17 protein-coding genes are annotated in these 16,716 nt (G+C 72.2%); 11 read left to right on the top strand and 6 right to left on the bottom strand.

What is annotated here, in order from left to right; genetic code table 11:
- The first annotated feature begins 230 nt into the window (after positions 1-230).
- The 8 genes from rsmD to mutM all read left to right on the top strand — a co-directional run bounded on the left by rsmD (position 231) and on the right by mutM (position 5,606).
- Positions 231-794, top strand: a complete 564-nt coding sequence (rsmD, locus tag AB0F98_RS03385) for a 16S rRNA (guanine(966)-N(2))-methyltransferase RsmD (RefSeq protein ID WP_357727902.1) — start codon at positions 231-233, stop codon at positions 792-794.
- Positions 791-1,279, top strand: coding sequence for a pantetheine-phosphate adenylyltransferase (gene coaD, locus AB0F98_RS03380; RefSeq protein ID WP_357727899.1), 489 nt, complete (start codon positions 791-793; stop codon positions 1,277-1,279). The genes rsmD and coaD overlap by 4 nt, the downstream gene beginning before the upstream one ends.
- A 214-nt stretch (positions 1,280-1,493) precedes the next feature.
- Entirely contained in the window at positions 1,494-1,991 is a 498-nt protein-coding gene (locus tag AB0F98_RS03375) for a hypothetical protein (protein WP_076470488.1), read from the top strand.
- A 109-nt stretch (positions 1,992-2,100) separates the two neighbouring features.
- Positions 2,101-2,664, top strand: coding sequence for a YceD family protein (locus AB0F98_RS03370; RefSeq protein ID WP_355147601.1), 564 nt, complete (start codon positions 2,101-2,103; stop codon positions 2,662-2,664).
- A gap of 5 nt (positions 2,665-2,669) precedes the next feature.
- Positions 2,670-2,843: a 50S ribosomal protein L32 gene (gene rpmF, locus AB0F98_RS03365; RefSeq protein ID WP_076470490.1), complete on the top strand. Its 174-nt coding sequence runs from the start codon at positions 2,670-2,672 to the stop codon at positions 2,841-2,843.
- 114 nt (positions 2,844-2,957) lie between these two features.
- Positions 2,958-3,941 (top strand): phosphate acyltransferase PlsX, encoded by a 984-nt coding sequence (locus tag AB0F98_RS03360; RefSeq protein ID WP_357727894.1) that lies wholly within the window; start codon positions 2,958-2,960, stop codon positions 3,939-3,941.
- Complete coding sequence (gene rnc, locus AB0F98_RS03355; protein WP_357727891.1) at positions 3,938-4,756, top strand: ribonuclease III; 819 nt, start codon at positions 3,938-3,940, stop codon at positions 4,754-4,756. Before AB0F98_RS03360 ends, rnc begins: the two co-directional genes overlap by 4 nt.
- Complete coding sequence (gene mutM / locus AB0F98_RS03350) at positions 4,749-5,606, top strand: bifunctional DNA-formamidopyrimidine glycosylase/DNA-(apurinic or apyrimidinic site) lyase (RefSeq protein WP_357727888.1); 858 nt, start codon at positions 4,749-4,751, stop codon at positions 5,604-5,606. Before rnc ends, mutM begins: the two co-directional genes overlap by 8 nt.
- A gap of 78 nt (positions 5,607-5,684) precedes the next feature.
- On the opposite strand, the gene AB0F98_RS03345 is transcribed toward mutM, so the two are convergent.
- Positions 5,685-6,521, bottom strand: coding sequence for an endo alpha-1,4 polygalactosaminidase (locus AB0F98_RS03345; protein ID WP_357727885.1), 837 nt, complete (start codon positions 6,519-6,521; stop codon positions 5,685-5,687).
- Positions 6,522-6,689: 168 nt separating this feature from the next.
- Complete coding sequence (locus AB0F98_RS03340; RefSeq protein WP_357727882.1) at positions 6,690-8,186, bottom strand: CAP domain-containing protein; 1,497 nt, start codon at positions 8,184-8,186, stop codon at positions 6,690-6,692.
- Between the two features lie 358 nt (positions 8,187-8,544).
- On the opposite strand from AB0F98_RS03340, the gene AB0F98_RS03335 reads away from it, so the two are divergent.
- The 3 genes from AB0F98_RS03335 (at position 8,545) to AB0F98_RS03325 (ending at position 13,321) form a co-directional block, all read left to right on the top strand.
- Positions 8,545-8,739 (top strand): hypothetical protein, encoded by a 195-nt coding sequence (locus AB0F98_RS03335; RefSeq protein ID WP_076470495.1) that lies wholly within the window; start codon positions 8,545-8,547, stop codon positions 8,737-8,739.
- Between the two features lie 368 nt (positions 8,740-9,107).
- Positions 9,108-12,704 (top strand): chromosome segregation protein SMC, encoded by a 3,597-nt coding sequence (smc, locus tag AB0F98_RS03330; protein ID WP_357727878.1) that lies wholly within the window; start codon positions 9,108-9,110, stop codon positions 12,702-12,704.
- Positions 12,701-13,321 carry an HAD-IA family hydrolase gene (locus tag AB0F98_RS03325; RefSeq protein ID WP_357727875.1) on the top strand — a complete coding sequence of 207 codons (621 nt, stop codon included), beginning with the start codon at positions 12,701-12,703 and terminating at the stop codon, positions 13,319-13,321. The genes smc and AB0F98_RS03325 overlap by 4 nt, the downstream gene beginning before the upstream one ends.
- Before the next feature lie 113 nt (positions 13,322-13,434).
- Here AB0F98_RS03325 and AB0F98_RS03320 read toward each other — a convergent pair whose 3' ends face one another.
- The 4 genes from AB0F98_RS03320 to AB0F98_RS03305 form a co-directional block, all read right to left on the bottom strand.
- Positions 13,435-13,956 (bottom strand): DinB family protein, encoded by a 522-nt coding sequence (locus AB0F98_RS03320; RefSeq protein ID WP_357727872.1) that lies wholly within the window; start codon positions 13,954-13,956, stop codon positions 13,435-13,437.
- A gap of 45 nt (positions 13,957-14,001) precedes the next feature.
- Positions 14,002-14,496, bottom strand: coding sequence for a universal stress protein (locus AB0F98_RS03315; protein ID WP_357727869.1), 495 nt, complete (start codon positions 14,494-14,496; stop codon positions 14,002-14,004).
- A gap of 10 nt (positions 14,497-14,506) precedes the next feature.
- A complete protein-coding gene (locus AB0F98_RS03310; protein ID WP_357727867.1) occupies positions 14,507-16,108 on the bottom strand; it encodes an MDR family MFS transporter in 1,602 nt (533 codons plus the stop codon).
- A 147-nt stretch (positions 16,109-16,255) separates the two neighbouring features.
- Complete coding sequence (locus AB0F98_RS03305) at positions 16,256-16,693, bottom strand: MarR family transcriptional regulator (protein ID WP_076470503.1); 438 nt, start codon at positions 16,691-16,693, stop codon at positions 16,256-16,258.
- Positions 16,694-16,716 lie beyond the last annotated feature (23 nt).

Below are 16,716 nucleotides of genomic sequence, written 5' to 3'. Positions count from 1 at the left end.
GCCGTGCCCGACACCCGGCAGACCATAGCGATACGGCGCTGCGCGTTACAGCGCTCAGCGATCCTTAAGGATGATGTTGTAGATCCGTGATCTTAGATTTACGAGTAGTCATGTCGCGACTCCGCATCGATGTCGGTGGTGCTGCTCCGTACGAGTTTCTAGGCCGGACCCGCTGCGTCCGCCGGGCGCCGGCCGTCGCGTAGCGTCGTGGGCATGGACAGGGGGAGACCGTGACCCGGATCGTGGCGGGGACGTTCGGCGGGCGGCGGATCGCCGCGCCGCCCGGCGCGGGCACCCGGCCGACCTCCGACCGGGTGCGGGAGGCGTTGTTCAGTGCGGTGCAGACAGAGGTCGACCTGAGTGGCGCACGCGTCGCCGATCTCTACGCCGGCTCCGGAGCCGTCGGACTGGAGGCGCTGTCCCGGGGCGCCGAGCACGTCCTGCTGGTGGAGGCGGACGCCCGGGCGGCCCGGGTGATCCGGGACAACGTCGCCTCCCTCGGGGCCGGCCCCGCCGTCCGCCTGGTGACCGGCCGGGTGGCCACGGTGCTGGCCGGCGGGCCGGGGGGCGAGCCGTACGACGTGGTCTTCGCCGACCCGCCGTACGCCGTGTCGGACGAGGAGATCACGGCGATGCTGACCGCCCTCGTCGAGCACGATTGGCTGGCGCCGGACGCCCTCGTGGTGGTGGAACGGTCCAGCCGGAGTGCCCCGTTGGGCTGGGTGCCGGGTGTCACCGGCGAGCGCAGTCGTCGTTACGGGGAGACCACACTTTGGTACGGTCGCCGATCATGAGACGTGCGGTGTGCCCCGGCTCCTTCGACCCGGTCACGAACGGACACCTCGACATCATCGGCCGGGCGAGCCGGCTCTTCGACGAGGTGATCGTCGGGGTGCTGGTCAACCAGTCGAAGAGTGGCCTGTTCACCGTCGAGGAGCGGATCGACATGCTCCGCGAGGTGACCGCCTCGTACGACAACGTCCGGGTGGAGTCCTTCCGCGGGCTGCTCGTCGACTTCTGCCGCGCGCAGCACGCGAGCGTGCTGGTCAAGGGTCTGCGCGCGGTCAGTGACTTCGACTACGAGCTCCAGATGGCGCAGATGAACATGGGGCTGGCCGGGGTCGAGACGCTCTTCATGCCCACCAACCCGCTCTACTCCTTCCTCTCCTCCAGCCTGGTGAAGGACGTGGCCAAGTGGGGCGGCGACGTCTCCTCGCACGTCCCCGACCGGGTCCGCTCCGAGCTTCTCGCCCGCCTTTCCCCGCCCACACGCCCCTGACCCGCCGGTTCGACGGTCGGGGCCATCGTCCGCCTCTCGTGGGCGATTGGTTGGGAAGTGTCGCGAGTCGGTCCGGACCCGCCGGGTGGCTCGACTCGCCGGGCCGCCGGGGGGAGCGGTCGGGCCGCGCCGCGCGAGATGATGGGTGGAGCGGGAAACTGGCCGTAGCCCGCATCATGGAGATCGGCCGACGAACGACAGGAGTGAGGTACCGGTGGACCCGCTCGATCGCATCGACGAACTGATCGCCATGGTGGATACGGCGCGGTCCGTCCCGATGTCGCGGAACAACTGCATGGTCGACCGCGGCGAGATGATCGCCGCCCTCGACGAGCTGCGCGCCGAACTCCCTGCCGACCTGCGTCGGGCCGCCGCGCTGCTGGACGAGCGCGACAAGATCATGGAAGCCGGCAAGCGAGAGGCCGACCGGATCATCAGCGAGGGTGAGGCAGAACACGCCCGCCTGGTCTCGGTGAACGAGATCACGGTCTCCGCCGAGCACGAGGGTGCGCGGATCATCGCGGAGGCGCGGGCCGAGGCCCAGCGGCTGCGCGAGGAGGTCGACGACTACGTCGACACCGCCCTGGCCAACTTCGAGCAGTTCCTCACCCGGGCGCTCGCCTCGATCGAGCGCGGCCGCGACAAGATGCATGCGCTGCGTGAGATCGGAACCTTCGGCGGTGACGAGGCGGAGCGCCCGCTACCCTTCTGAGCGGCACCACAGCCAGCCGGTACGCGCGGTGGGCGTCGCCCCCGGTTCGACGGCCCGGCGGTCGCCCAGGTAACCTCGTTTGTCGGCCTCGTACGGCCGGAGTCTAACTATGCCTAAACACACGCCGAACCCACTCGACCCCAGGTCGCCGCTGGTCCTCGACACGAGGGACCTGCCGCGTCGGCCTGGCGCGTTGCGTACGGTCAAGCAGGTGGTGCCGGCACCGGAGGACCTCGGCGTAGAGCTGATCGGCGTGCCGGAGGGCGCGGACCTCGACCTCGACCTGAGGTTGGAGTCGGTGTCCGAGGGTGTGCTCGTCTCGGGGACCGTCAGTGGTCCGGTTCGGGGCGAGTGCGGCCGTTGCCTGCGCGAGATCAACGACTCGGTGGTCGTGCGGATCCAGGAGCTGTACGCGTACGAGAACAGCACCACGGACACCACGACCGACGAGGACGAGGTGGGCCGGATGCAGGGCGATCTGATCGACCTGGAACCCGCGTTGCGGGACGCGGTGGTGCTCACACTGCCGACCAACCCGCTCTGCCGGGAGGACTGCCCAGGCCTGTGCCCCGAGTGCGGGGTGCATTGGGACGATCTGCCGGCCGACCACAGCCACCAGCAGATCGACCCGCGATGGGCAAGCCTGTCGCAACTGACCCGTAAAGAGGAGTAAGAACCGTGGCCGTCCCCAAGCGCAAGATGTCGCGCAGCAACACCCGGTCCCGCCGGGCGCAGTGGAAGACCGCGGCGGTCGCGACCGTGGCGTGCCCGCAGTGCAAGTCCCCGAAGCTGCCGCACGCCGCCTGCTCCGTCTGCGGCACGTACAACGGCCGTCAGGTCCTCGAGGTCTGACCTGGACGCCGAGTGACGCCCCCGACCCCTGGTCGGGCGGCGCGCGCGCCCTGGCAATCGCCCGGTGCCCCGGCTCCCTCCGACGCCGGCCGGTCCGTTCCGGCCGGCGTTCCGATGGAGCCGGGCACCGTGCGGATCGCCGTTGACCTCCTCGGCGGGGACGACGCTCCCGCCGTCGTGGTTGACGGCGCTCTGCGGGCCGTACGCGCCGATCCGGACCTGAATCTGCTGCTCGTCGGCCCGTCCGAGGCCGCCGACGCGGTGATCGCCGCCCTGGACCCGGTGGACCGGGCCCGGGTCACGGTGCGCCCGGTTCGCGCCGCGGTCCGGATGTCCGACCACCCCAGCGCCGCACGCGAGGCGAGCACCGTTCGCGAAGCCGTCGCCGCGGTACGCGACGGTACCGCCGACGCCATGGTGTCCGCCGGTTCGACCGGCGCCACCGTCACCGCCGCCGCGCTCGGTCTCGGTCGCTGGCCGACGATTCGTAACCCGGCTCTCGTCGCGACCCTGCCGGCGGTCGGCGGTCCCGTGGTGCTGCTCGACGTGGGTGGCTCCCTGGAGCCCCGCGCGGGCATCCTCGCCCGGCACGCCGTGCTCGGGGCCGCGTACGCCGCCGTGGCGCACGCGGTCGACGCACCCCGGGTCGGACTTCTCTCCGTCGGCACCGAGGCGGGCAAGGGCGACCGGGCCCGGCGCACCGCCGATCCTGTGCTCGCCGCCGAACCGCTGCCCTGCAATGCCCGCTACGTCGGTCTCGTCGAGGGGTACGACGTCTCGTCCGGCGCGCGTGCCGACGTCGTGGTCACCGACGGGTTCACCGGTAACGTGCTGCTCAAGGCGGTCGAGGGCGCGTACGCGATGGCCGGTGGCCCCCCGGCGGGCGGCGGCGTTCCCCGGGCCGCGGCCCTGCTCGGCGTCTCCGGCACGGTGGTGGTCTGCCACGGTGCCGCCGTCGCCGCCGACGTCGCGTCCGGCATCGCACTCGCCGCCCACCTGTGGCGGCACCGCGCCACCGACCAGATGGCCGCGTTGCTCGCCGGGCACGCCTGGAAGGGCCACGACCACATCATCGACACCGAGGTAACCACACCATGAGCAACGACAAGCGGCGACGGGCGTCCGTCGGGCACCTCGAGGCCGCATTCGGCATCTCGTTGGACCCGGAGCTGCTGGAGCGCGCGCTGACCCACCGCTCCTACGCGTACGAGAACGGCGGCCTGCCCACGAACGAGCGGCTGGAGTTCCTCGGTGACTCGGTCCTCGGCGTGGTGATCACCACGGCGCTCTTCCACAACCATCCCGACCTGCCCGAAGGTCAGCTGGCCAAGCTGCGGGCGAGCGTGGTCAACATGCGGGCCCTGGCCGACGTGGCCCGTGGCCTCGGCCCCGAGGGGCTGGGTGCCTACCTGCTGCTCGGCAAGGGCGAGGAGACCACCGGTGGCCGGGACAAGGCGAGCATCCTCGCCGACACGCTGGAGGCGTTGCTCGGCGCGATCTACCTCCAGTACGGCCTGGACACCGCCGCCACCGTGATCCACAAGCTCTTCGACCCGCTCATGGCCGAGTCGGCCGGACGGGGTGCCGCGCTCGACTGGAAGACCAGCCTGCAGGAGCTCACGGCGGCGCTCGGGCTGGGCGTACCTGAATACCGGATCGAGGGCACCGGACCGGATCACCTGAAGACGTTCACCGCCTGGGTGGTGGTCGCCGGCAACCGGTACGGCGGCGCCGAGGGGCGGAGCAAGAAGGAGGCCGAGCAGCGGGCCGCCGAGGCGGCCTGGCGGACCCTCACCGAGCAGGCGGAGCAGGACGGGCAGGCCGACTCCGAGGCCGGGGTGACCGACCGATCGGATGATGCCGACGGTACGCGGGGCGACGACGCTGCCGGATCGGACCCGATCCGTGCCTGAACTGCCCGAGGTCGAGACCATCCGGCAGGGGCTCGCCCAGTGGGTGACCGGACGCCGGATCAGCTCCGTCGAGGTACGCCACCCGCGGGCCGTACGCCGGCACCTCCTGGGCGCTGTGCACTTCGCCGACGTGCTGGCCGGCCGGACCGTGCTGGACGTACGGCGCCGGGGAAAGTACCTGTGGCTGCCGCTGGACAGTGGCGACGCGGTGGTGGGGCATCTCGGCATGTCCGGTCAGCTGCTGCTGCAGCCCGCCGACGCGCCCGACGAGCCGCATCTGCGGGTCCGGTTCCGGTTCGCCGACGATGGCCCGGAGCTGCGCTTCGTGGACCAGCGCACGTTCGGCGGGCTGGCGGTGAGCGAGGGCGGGGCGGAACTGCCGGTCGAGATCGCGCACATCGCCCGGGACCCGATGGACCCGCTCTTCTCCGACGCGGCCTTCGTGGCCGCGCTGCGCCGGCGGCATACCGAGGTGAAGCGCGCTCTGCTCGACCAGACGCTGATCTCCGGTGTCGGCAACATCTACGCCGACGAGGCGCTCTGGCGTGCCCGGCTGCACGGCGCCCGGGCCACCGACGCGCTGACCGGCCCGGCCGCGCAACGGCTGCTCGGGCACGTCCGCGACGTGCTGGGAGAGGCGATCTCCTCGGGCGGCACCAGCTTCGACGCCCTCTATGTCAACGTGAACGGTGAGGGCGGCTACTTCGACCGGTCGCTCAACGCCTACGGACGCGAGGGCGAGCCGTGCCGGCGCTGCGGCACCCCGATCCGTCGTGAACCGTTCATGAACCGGTCCTCGTACAGCTGCCCGCGCTGCCAGCCGCGGCCCCGGACGACACTTCGCGGCTGACCACCGCGGTCGCGGGGAGCGGCTGACCACCGCGGTCGCGCGGGGAGCGGCGATTCCGGCGCGGGCGCGGCCGGGCTGTCAGGGCAGCGCGCAGGGTTCCCGCCAGGCGTCGAGGGCCCGCTGCTTGCGCATCGAGGCGAAGCCGTAGCCGACAGCGGTGACGCAGAACTCCTCGGTCGTGCCGGTGTACTCGACGTGGAAGACCGGCTTGCCGGCGTCGACGAACGGCAGCAGCTTCCCGCACTGGGCCAGCCGTACGCACTCCTCGTTGACGGCGAAGTCGAAGTCCGGGGCGAGCGCGGCGAGTTGGGGCACGTCGTTCATCAGCCCGGGGGAGAGGTCCAGCGAGCGGGCGAGCCCGGCCAACCGGCGGTTGAATTCCAGCTGGTCGTCGAAGTCGAGGGGGAAACCCGAGCGGTACAGGTAGGCGTCCGCGTCGGCCAGCGCGACCGCGCCGAAGCCCTTGCCGCGGCAGAGCCGGAACCGGTCGGCCAACGCCGGTTCGAGCACGTCCCACCGTCGTACGTCCAGCCAGCGGCTCTGCGGGCGATGGCCGGCCGAGCCCCGGACGCCCGCCGGGAAGCGACTGGCATCCGGCTCGTCGGCGCCCACCGAGCCGACGTGCACCTGGCAGATCAGGCGGCGGTCACGCGCGCGCAGCTCGGCGGTCTCGGCCGAGGTGGTGCGCACCGCGTCGAGCAGGAAGACGTCGGCGTCCACATCCGGGTCGACCGGTCCGCTGAGCTGCCACTGCCACTGCCAGTGGCGAGCCGACGCGGCCGGCCAGGGGGTCGGTGACCCGGGCGGGGTCAGCTCGATCCGGCAGGCACACACCGGGACGAGCAGGACCAGCGCGACGCCGGTGGACAGCACTCGGCGCAGTCGGCCGGCGCCTCGTCGCAGCCGGATCCGCATCGGCAGCTCCCGGGTCCCGGACGGCGCCCTCGCCGCCCGCACCGGTACGCCGCCCCATGTCGGCGTACCTCACCCGGTGAACGAGCACGGACCCGAGGACGACTCGCCGGTTCGCGTGGCGACGCCCCACCCGGCCGGGCGGAGCGTCGCGCGCGGTCCCTCCGGCGGTCAGCGCGGAGCGGCGAAGTCCTGCGTCCAGTACGGCCCGTTGCTGCTCGCGATCCCCACGCCGATCTCGGTGAACGCGCAGTTGAGGATGTTGGCCCGGTGTCCGGGGCTGTTCATCCAGGCGTCCATCACGGCGGCCGGGGTCTTCTGGTTCCAGGCCACGTTCTCGCCGTAGGTGCGCCACTGGTAGCCCACCCGGTCGATCCGGTCGCCGGGGTCGCTGCCGTCGCTGCCCGTGTGCGACATGTTCTCGTGGTCGGCCTGGTCCTGGCTGTGCCGCTGGGCCGCCGTCATCAGCTTGTCGTCGATGCTCAGCGCCTTGCAGCCCGCCTTGGCGCGCTCGGCGTTGACCAGGTCGACCACCTCGCGCGCCTGGGCGCTGACGTTGCCGCTCGGGGCGTTCGTGGCGCCGCCGCTACTCGGTGCGATGCTGCGCTCGACGCTGCGCCGCGAGGGTGCCGTGGTCCGGGCCTGCGACGGGGTGGGCCGGGTCGTCCGGCTGGCCGAGGGTGTGGGGCGCACGGTGCTCGGCGAGGCCGTCGGGGAGGCGGAGGTGGTCGCCGGGGCCGGTGCCGCCTCCGTGGGTACGACCGGCGCGGCGGCGACGGTGTCGTCCACCGCTGTCGCGTCGACCTCGCCGCCGCCACCACCGGGCAGCGCGATCGCGCCGACGCCGAGGCTGACCACCAGGGTGGCGGCCGCCGCGGCGCCACCGATGAGCAGCGGCCGGGGAAGCCGACGCCGGGAACGGTGCCGCCCCTCGGGAGCCGGCTGCGCCGGGGCGGTGCGTGGCTGGCCGTCGGCCGCGTCCGTGCTGACCGGGTACAGCTGGGCGGTGTCGTCGACGGCAGGCCGCCGGGAGTCGGTCGTCGGGTCGGCGTCCCACCGGTCCGGTCGTACGCCGTACGCCGGCTGCTCGGCGGTGTACCCCGGGGACCAGCCGTCGGTCGCCCCGCCGGAGCGGTCCCCGGCCTCGCCGGACCAACCGGCCGATTCGCTCGACCAACCGGTGCGGCCGGCTGGGCGCTCGTCCGGCCGGATCCCGTCGGACCAGCCGTGGGTCGCCTCCCCGGAGCCGGGCCGGTCGGCGGAGCGCCATCCGCCAATCTGTTCCGTCGGCTGGTGATCGGGCTCCTGGCCCGACCAGCCGCGGTGCGGCGCGGACCAGGACGCATCCGGTGCGGACCAGGCGCCGGTGGGGAGGTCGCGGTGAGCGTCCGACGACTGTTCGACCGGTGGCACCGGTTCGCTCGCCCATCGGCCGGTCGGCTCGTCGCGCCACGTGCTCGTCGGCTGGTCGTTACGCCAGGTGTCCGTCGAACGCTCGTCGTGCCGGGTGTCGGCCGGTGCGTCGGGGTCGTCGCCGAACAGGTATGCCGACCGGGGTGCGGGACGGTCGGTGAGCCAGGCCGGTTCGTCGGTGGGTGGCTCTCGGCGCCGCTTCGCGCCTTCCGGGTCGTTCGGGTCGGTCCAGCCGTACACGCCTGTCGCCTCCACGGGTCGGTTGCGGGCCGCGCTGACGCTACGGGTGCCCTGCGACCTGCGGCAACGCGGCTAAGAAAGAGTTAAGGGGATAGCGGTCACCCGGGGACGCACTTCCCGCCATCGCGGGCGTACTGTTAGGGAGTCCGGACAGAGCGTGTCCGTGCCTCGTGGCAGCCCCCCAACGAGTGGACAGGTCGACGTGGAGATGATCTACGGCCTGCGAAAACTTGACGACAAGGGGGTTTGCGGCTCAATATATAGGTGTCGCCAGTCGCGCCCGGCCATGCCCAGATACAGCCTGGAATGGTAGTCGCGAACACATGGGCGCGCGTTGGCCGGCCTTTCCGGCAGCGCATATCAAGGAGTCAACATGGCGAAGGCCCTCTACGGCCACGTAGGTGCAGCGCCCGACCGGCGTCTGCTCGACGAGGTCACCCGACTGCGTGCCAGGGTTCAGGCACTGGAGTTCGAGCTCACGCGTCTGCGTGCCGAGAATGATCGGCTCGCTGCCGCAGCGAACGAGGCGGACGATCTGCTCCGGCTCGCCGAGCCCGCGCTCACCTGATCATCGCGTCGGAAAACTGAATCGCACCACGCAAAACGCGCGCCGACACATCCGTGCCGGCGCGCAGCTTTGTCTCCACGTCTTTCCCGGGTGCCCATTTTTCGATCTTGTCGCCGTTCCGCTGAGTGGCACGATCATCACTGAGGGAAACGTGCGACGATTCCGCCCCGGCGCGAATAACGTTTGTGTTTGTCGACGGATACGAGCCGCCGGAGGATCCGGGTGCCGGGGAGCGGACCCGGGCCCGCACGGCGACGCCTCGGGGCGGGTCGCGTAGCGGGGCCTCGGGTCTGCCGGGTTAGTCTGCGAGTTCACCAGGTCCGCGCAGCCGGCGACGGTACGGCGGCCACCGGACGAGGATCGAGAAGGTGTATCTCAAGAGCCTGACGGTGAAGGGATTCAAGTCCTTCGCCTCCGCGACGACGCTCAAGCTGGAGCCGGGGATCACCTGCGTGGTCGGTCCGAACGGCTCCGGCAAGTCCAACGTCGTCGACGCCATCGCCTGGGTGCTCGGCGAGCAGGGCGCGAAGGCGCTCCGCGGCGGCAAGATGGAGGACGTCATCTTCGCCGGCACCGCGGGGCGGGCGCCGCTGGGCCGGGCCGAGGTCACGCTGACCATCGACAACACCGACGGCGCGCTGCCGATCGAGTACACCGAGGTCTCCATCACCCGCCGGATGTTCCGCTCCGGCGAGAGCGAGTACGAGATCAACGGCGACTCGTGCCGCCTGCTCGACATCCAGGAGCTGCTCTCCGACTCCGGCATCGGCCGGGAGATGCACATCATCGTCGGTCAGGGCCGGCTCGACGGCATGCTGCACGCCAAGCCGGAGGATCGGCGGGCCTTCATCGAGGAGGCGGCCGGCGTACTCAAGCACCGCAAGCGCAAGGAGAAGGCGCTGCGGAAGCTCGACGCGATGCAGACCAACCTCAACCGGCTCACCGACCTCACCGCTGAGCTGCGCCGTCAGCTCAAGCCGCTGGGCCGGCAGGCCGAGGTGGCCCGGCGCGCCGCCGCCATCCAGGCCAATCTGCGCGATGCCCGGCTGCGGCTGCTCGCCGACGACCTCGCCACGCTCCGCACCACCCTCGACAAGGAGATCGCCGACGAGACCGCGGTGCGTGAGCGGCGCGAGTACGTCGAGGCCGAACACACCGAGGTGCAGCGACGCCTCGGTGAACTGGAGGCGGCCCTCGCCGAGGATGCCCCGCTGCTGGCCGCCGCGCAGGACACCTGGTACAAGCTCTCCGCGCTCCAGGAACGGTTCCGGTCGATCGAGCAGCTGGCTCTGGAACGGTTGCGGCATCTGAGCGCGACCCCGGACGACGAGCGCCCGGGCCGTGACCCGGACCAGCTCGAGGCGGAGGCGGAGCGGGTACGCGAGCAGGAGGAGGAGCTGCGCGCCGCGCTCACCGACGACCAGATCCGGCTCGCCGAGGCCGTCGAGCACCGGCAGGAGCTCGAGCGGCAGCTCGCCGCCGCCGAGCGGGAACTGGTCGCGGCGGCCAAGGCGATCGCGGATCGGCGGGAAGGGCTGGCGCGGCTCACGGGCCAGGTCAACTCCGCCCGGGCCCGGACCACCAGCGGTGGGGAGGAGATCGACCGGCTCGCCGCCGCCCATGCCGACGCGCTGGGCCGGGCCGAGAAGGCGCAGGCCGACCTGGACGCGGTGGCCGCCCAGTCGACCGAGGCGGACCGGGACAATGCCGACCTCGACGAGCGGCACGCCGAAGCGGTGACCGCACACGAGCGGGTCCAGGCGGCCGTTCGTTCCCTGACGGACGCCGAGCGCGCCGCGGAGAAGGATGCCGCCACCTGGAAGGCACGTGAGGAGGCGCTCGCCCTGGGCCTGCGCCGCAAGGACGGAGCCGGCGCCCTGCTCGCTCGGGCCGGTGACGTGCCGGGCCTGCTCGGCAGCCTCGCCGGCCTGCTCACCGTCGCGCCGGGCCACGAGGCCGCGCTCGCCGCCGCGCTGGGCGGCCTGGCCGACGCGGTCGCGGTGACCGGTGTGGACGAGGCCGTAGAGGCGATGCGGCTGTTGAAGATCTCCGACGCCGGTCGGGCCGGCCTGCTGGTCGGCGGTCCCGCCGGCCCGGGCATGGCCGGCCCGGTCGACGCGCTGCGCCCGAAGCTGCCGGACGGCGCGCGCTGGGCCCCGGACCTGGTCGAGTGTGCCGAACAGCTGCGGCCGGCGGTGCACCGCGCGCTGCGCGACGTGGTGCTGGTCGACGACCTCGCCGCGGCCGCCGAGCTGGTCGCCGAGAACCCGGAGCTGCGCGCGGTCACGCCCGACGGTGACGTGGTCGGCGCGTACGCGGCGGCGGGCGGTTCGGCGAAGGCGCCCAGCTACATCGAGGTGCAGGCTGCGGTCGAGGAGGCCCGGGCGAACCGGACGGTCGCCGAACAGACCGCGGCCGAGTTGCGGGATCAGCTGGCGGAGGCGCGGGCCGAGGTGGCTGCCGCCAAGGAGGTGGTGCAGCACGCCGCCGCCGCCAAGCGGGAGGCGGAGAGCCACCGCAACGCCGCCGCGCGCCGGCTGGCCGAGCTGGGCGCGGCGGCCCGTTCGGCGAAGGCGGAGTGCGAGCGCCTCGGCGAGTCCCGGGCCCGCGCGGAGGCGGCCCGGGAGCGGGACCTGCTGGCCCTTGACGAACTTGAGGAGCGGCTCCGGCTGGCCGAGGAGACCCCGCTCGACGCCGAGCCCTCCACCGACGAGCGGGACCAGCTCGCCGCGATGGTGCCCCAGGCCCGGCAGAACGAGATGGAGGTCCGGCTCGCGGTGCGTACCGCCGAGGAGCGGGTCGCCTCGATCGCCGGCCGGGCCGACTCGCTGCTGCGGCAGGCGACGGCGGAGCGGGCGGCGCGGGAGCGGGCCGCGGCCCGGCGCGCCGCCCGGACCCGGGGCGCGGCGATCGCCCGGGCGGTCGCCGGGGGTGCGCGTGCGGCCCTCGTCCAGCTGACCACCTCGATCGCCGCGGCCGAGGAGCAGCGCGACGAGGTGGCGCGGGAGCGGGCCGCGCGGGAGGCGGAGCTGCAGGAGGTACGCGGCGCGGCCAAGCGGCTCGGCGCCGAGCTGGAACGGCTGACCAGCCAGGTGCACCGGGACGAGGTGGCCCGCGCCGAGCAACGGCTGCGCATCGAGCAGCTGGAGGCGAAGGCGGCGGAGGATTTCGGCCTGGACGTGGAGACCCTGGTCGCCGAGTACGGACCGGGACAGCTCGTCCCACCCACCCAGGCCGACGTGGCCGCCGCCGAGCGGGACGGCCTGCCGGTGCCGGAGCCGGTCCGTTACGAGCGCCCGGTGCAGGAGAAACGAGCCGCCAAGGCGGAGCGCGAGCTGGCCCTGCTCGGCAAGGTGAACCCGCTGGCGCTGGAGGAGTTCGCGGCGCTGGAGGAGCGCTACAAGTTCCTCTCGGAGCAGTTGGAGGACCTCAAGGCGACTCGCCGGGACCTGCTCACTGTGGTCAAGGACGTCGATGACCGGATCCTGGAGGTCTTCGCCAGCGCGTTCGCCGACACCGCCCGCGAGTTCGAGCAGGTCTTCGAGGTGCTCTTCCCCGGCGGCGAGGGCCGACTGGTGCTCACCGAACCGGAGGACCTGCTCACCACCGGCGTGGAGGTGGAGGCCCGGCCGCCGGGCAAGAAGATCAAGCGGCTGTCGCTGCTCTCCGGCGGTGAGCGGTCCCTGACCGCGGTGGCCATGCTCGTGGCGATCTTCCGGGCCCGGCCCAGCCCGTTCTACATCATGGACGAGGTGGAGGCCGCCCTCGACGACGTGAACCTCGGCCGGCTGATCACGCTCCTCGCCCAGTTGCGGGAGAAGAGCCAGCTGATCGTTATCACGCACCAGAAGCGGACAATGGAGATCGCCGACGCGCTCTACGGAGTGACCATGCGCGGCGGCGTGACCCAGGTGATCAGCCAGCGGCTCAACCGGGCCGACGACGGGCAGGAGAAGAACGGGTGAGTCGGGAACGCGCGACGGCGCTCCTGGTGGATTTCGACGGCGTACTGCGACGCTGGGATCCGGCGGTCGCCGCCGGGGTGGAGCAGCGCTACGGCCTGGCCGGGGGCGTGCTCCTCGAGATCGCCATGCAGTGGGGGCGGCTCCAGCCGGTGCTCACCGGGCAGGTCAGCCACGCGGACTGGATGACCAGCGTGGCCGACGCGCTGACGGGACCCGCCGGCGGCACGGAGCGCGCCCGGGCCGCGGTCGAGGAGTGGCAGAGCTATCGGGGCGAGGTGGACGGCGACCTGCTCGACTTCATCCGCGACGCCCGGTCCGGCGGCATCCGCGTCGGTCTGGCGACCAACGCGACGGACCGGCTGGAGGAGGACCTGGCCGCGCTCGATCTGACCGGCGAGTTCGACGCGGTGGTCAGCTCGTACCGGCTCGGCGTGAACAAGCCGGCCAAGGAGTACTTCCAGGCCGCCTGCCAGGCCGTCGCCACCCCGCCCGGCCGGGTGCTCTTCACCGACGACGAGGACTGGTCGGTACGCGGTGCCCGGGCGGCCGGGCTCTCCGCCCACCGCTGGACCGGCCACGGTGACCTGCGCTACCTGCGAGCCGCGCTGGCCTACTGAGCCGACCGCGGCGGCGGTTCTGGCCGGCCCGGATCAGCACAGTCCCGGCACCTCCGTCACGGTGAACGGCGGTGTGGGCACGGCAGCGTTGAGCTGGCTGTTGACCGCCGGCCTCAGTCGCCGGTGACGCCGTCGATCCGCTCGCGGATCAGGTCGGCGTGCCCGTTGTGCCGGGCGTACTCCTCGATCATGTGCAGGTAGACCCAGCGCAGGTTGAACGTGCGCCGTTTCGGGCCCACCTCGGTGAAGGTCTCGTCGAGCGTCCGGCCGGCCGCGGCGGCCCGTGCCAGCTCGACCTCGCGGTGGAACGTGGCGAGGTCGGCCTCGGCGTCGGCGTGGCGCACGTCGTGGTCGGCGTCCGGGTTGTCCGGCGTGAAGTAGGGGTAGTCCACCGTCTCGCCGGCGAAGTTCTCCCGGAACCACCAGGCCTCCACCTCGGCCAGGTGGCGGACCAGCCCCAGCAGGGTGAGCCCGGAGGGCTCGACGCTGGCCGTGCGCAGTTGCTCGGCGGTCAGTCCCGCGCACTTGAGCAGCAGTGTCTGCCGGTGGTAGTCGAGCCAGCTCTCGAGCATGGCGCGCTCGTCGCCGACGGTGATCTCAGGGGTCCGGACGACGGCCGGTGCGGTCCAAGTCATGCCGACCATCCTCTCCGGGCCCCTGAGAACGGGCCAGTGGGTTTGTCAGGGCACCACGACGACGGGCCAGCGGCCGGTGCGGACGAGTCGGGTGGCGACCGAGCCGACCAGCCGGTGGCCGGCCTGCTCCGACGCGCCGACGACGACCATGTCCGCCTGGAACTCGTCGGCGGCGTCGCGCAGTTCGTTGTACGGGTCGCCGCGCCGGCATTCGAAGGTGATCGGCAGGCCCAGCTCGTGGGCGGCGCGCTTGATGTCCTTGCGCAGCTCCGCGGTCAGCTCGTCCTGGCTGCGCTGGATGGCGGCGGCGTCCACGCCGGGCATCATCGCGACGAGACCGTTCGGCGCGTTGACGAAGACCACCACCAGCGAGGCGCCCTGCCGGCGGGCCAGGCCGGCGGCGTACCAGCCGGCCCGCTCGGAGGTGCGGGTGCCGTCCACGCCGACCAGCACCACCCGCGGGCCGTCTGTTCCACGCTCGAACGGCTGCGGTTGGGCTTGCGGGCCGTACTGCTCACGGTCGGGGGCTCCGACGCTCATGACCTCTCCCTCACCTCTGCTCGTCGGTACGCGTGGCGGTGGCCACCGTCAGTTTCCTCTCACTGTCAACAACTGGCACGTCGTCGTTGTGCCGGCGCAGGGGCACCTCTTTGATGAAGCTCACCGCGATCAGCGCGAGCAGGGTGAAGGGTGCGGCGGCGAGGAATATGTCGCCGGCGCCGTGGCCGTACGCGCCCTCCACCACCGCCCGGATCGGGGCGGGCAGCGCGTGCACGTCCGGCAGGGCACCGCCCCCCGAGCCTGCGGCCGGGATCCCGAGCCGTGCGAGACCGTCGGCCAGGTAGCCCTTCACGTTGTGGGCGAGGACCGCGCCGAGCGCGGACACGCCGACGGCGCCGCCCAGGGTGCGGAAGAACGCGACCACGCTGCTGGCCGCGCCCAGCTCGTGCGGGCGGACGGTGTTCTGCACGGCCAGCACCAGGTTCTGCATGGTCATGCCCAGGCCGATGCCGACCAACGCCATGTAGCCGCTGAGCAGCGCGAAGTTCGTGTCGGCGCGGAGCGTGCCCAGCAGCGCGAATCCGACGGTCAGCAGCGCCGAGCCGGTGACCAGGTACCGCTTCCAGAGTCCGGTCCGACTGATCACCCGACCGGAGAGCGTGGAGGAGACCACCAGGCCAAGGATCATCGGCAGGGTCATCAGGCCAGCCATGGTCGGGCTCTCTCCGCGGCTGAGCTGGAAGTACTGGCCGAGGAAGACGGAGGCGCCGAACATGCCGATACCGACCGCGACGCTGGCGACGGTGGCCAGGGCGATGGTCCGGGAACGGAACAGGTGCGGCGGGATCATCGGTTCGGCGGCGCGGGTCTCGATCCGGATCGCGAGCGCGCCGAGCACCAGCGCGCCGCCCACCATCGCCACGGTCGCCCAGGACATCCACGCGAACTGGTCGCCGGCGAGGGAGACCCAGATCAGCAGCACCGAGACGGCAGCGGTGATCAGCGTGGCACCCCACCAGTCGATCTGCGCCTTGCGCTTCACCACCGGCAGCCGCAACGTCTTCTGGAGCACGACGAGGGCGGCCACGGCGAACGGGACCCCGACGTAGAAGCACCAACGCCAGCCGAGCCACGAGGTGTCGACGATCACGCCACCCACGAGCGGGCCACCGATCGTGCCGGCGGCCATCACGGCGCCGAGGTAGCCGCTGTACCGGCCCCGCTCGCGGGGCGCGATGATCGTCGCCAGGATCACCTGGGCCAGGGCGGTGAGGCCGCCCGCACCCACGCCCTGTAGCACCCGGCAGGCGATGAGTTCACCCGTGCCCTGGGCGGCGCCGGCGAGCACCGACCCGAGTACGTAGATGAGCAAGGCGATCTGGATCAACGCCTTCTTGCTCATCAGATCAGCTAGTTTGCCCCAGATCGGGGTGGTGGCCGTCGTGGCGAGCAGTGCGGCGGTGATCACCCAGGTGTACGCGGACTGACCGCCGCCCAGCTCGGTGATGATCCGCGGCAGCGCGTTCGAGACGACCGTCGAGGAGAGGATCGCGACGAACAAGCCCAGCAGCAGGCCGGAGAGGGCCTCCAGCACCTGCCGGTGGGACATGTTCAGGGCGGTCGTTGGTGGGGGCGCTGTCGCCTGGCTCATCGTGCAGCCTCCGGGCTGGTCGAGGGGAGGGGCGGCGTTTCGGCGGGGTGGCGCCGAGGCCGGCCGGTAGAGAGTTGCCTGAGGCAACTTTTGGTTGCCTGGAGCAACAACTAACCGGACGTATCCGATATTCCCCTTCCCGTGAGATCAGGACCAGGCGTCGTTGAACTGACCGAGCAGCCGCCCGAACTCCGCCACGTCCCGATCCGGCCAGCTCTCCAGCACCCGCCGGATGTGATCCATCCGCGCGGCCCGCGCCGCGTCGAAGCGCTGCCGGCCCTCCTCGGTCAGGCTCAGCTGGGAGGCGCGTCGGTCGGTCGGGTCCGGCGTACGGCGCACCAGGCCGAGTTCCTCCAGCGCCCGGATCTGCCGGCTCAACGTGCCCTTGCCGATGCCGAGTCGGCCGGCCAGGTCGGTGAGCCGGATCGAATCGCACCGGCGCAGCCAGAGCAGCAGCCCGTAGGCGTTCGGTTCGAGATTCTGGTGCACCTCCCGGGCGACCTCCCAGGAAACCGCCCGACCGCGTCGCAGCAGGGCGGTCAGCTCGTGCTCGACCGCCCGCAGCGTCTCCAGGTGCTCGTCCACGGCCTAGAGGGTACGGGGCCGAC

The sequence above is a fragment of the Micromonospora sp. NPDC023737 genome, assembly GCF_040639715.1.
GTDB lineage: Bacteria > Actinomycetota > Actinomycetes > Mycobacteriales > Micromonosporaceae > Micromonospora.
The sequence above is the reverse complement of the archived record's forward strand: the minus strand, read 5'-3'. Positions and strand labels throughout refer to the sequence as shown.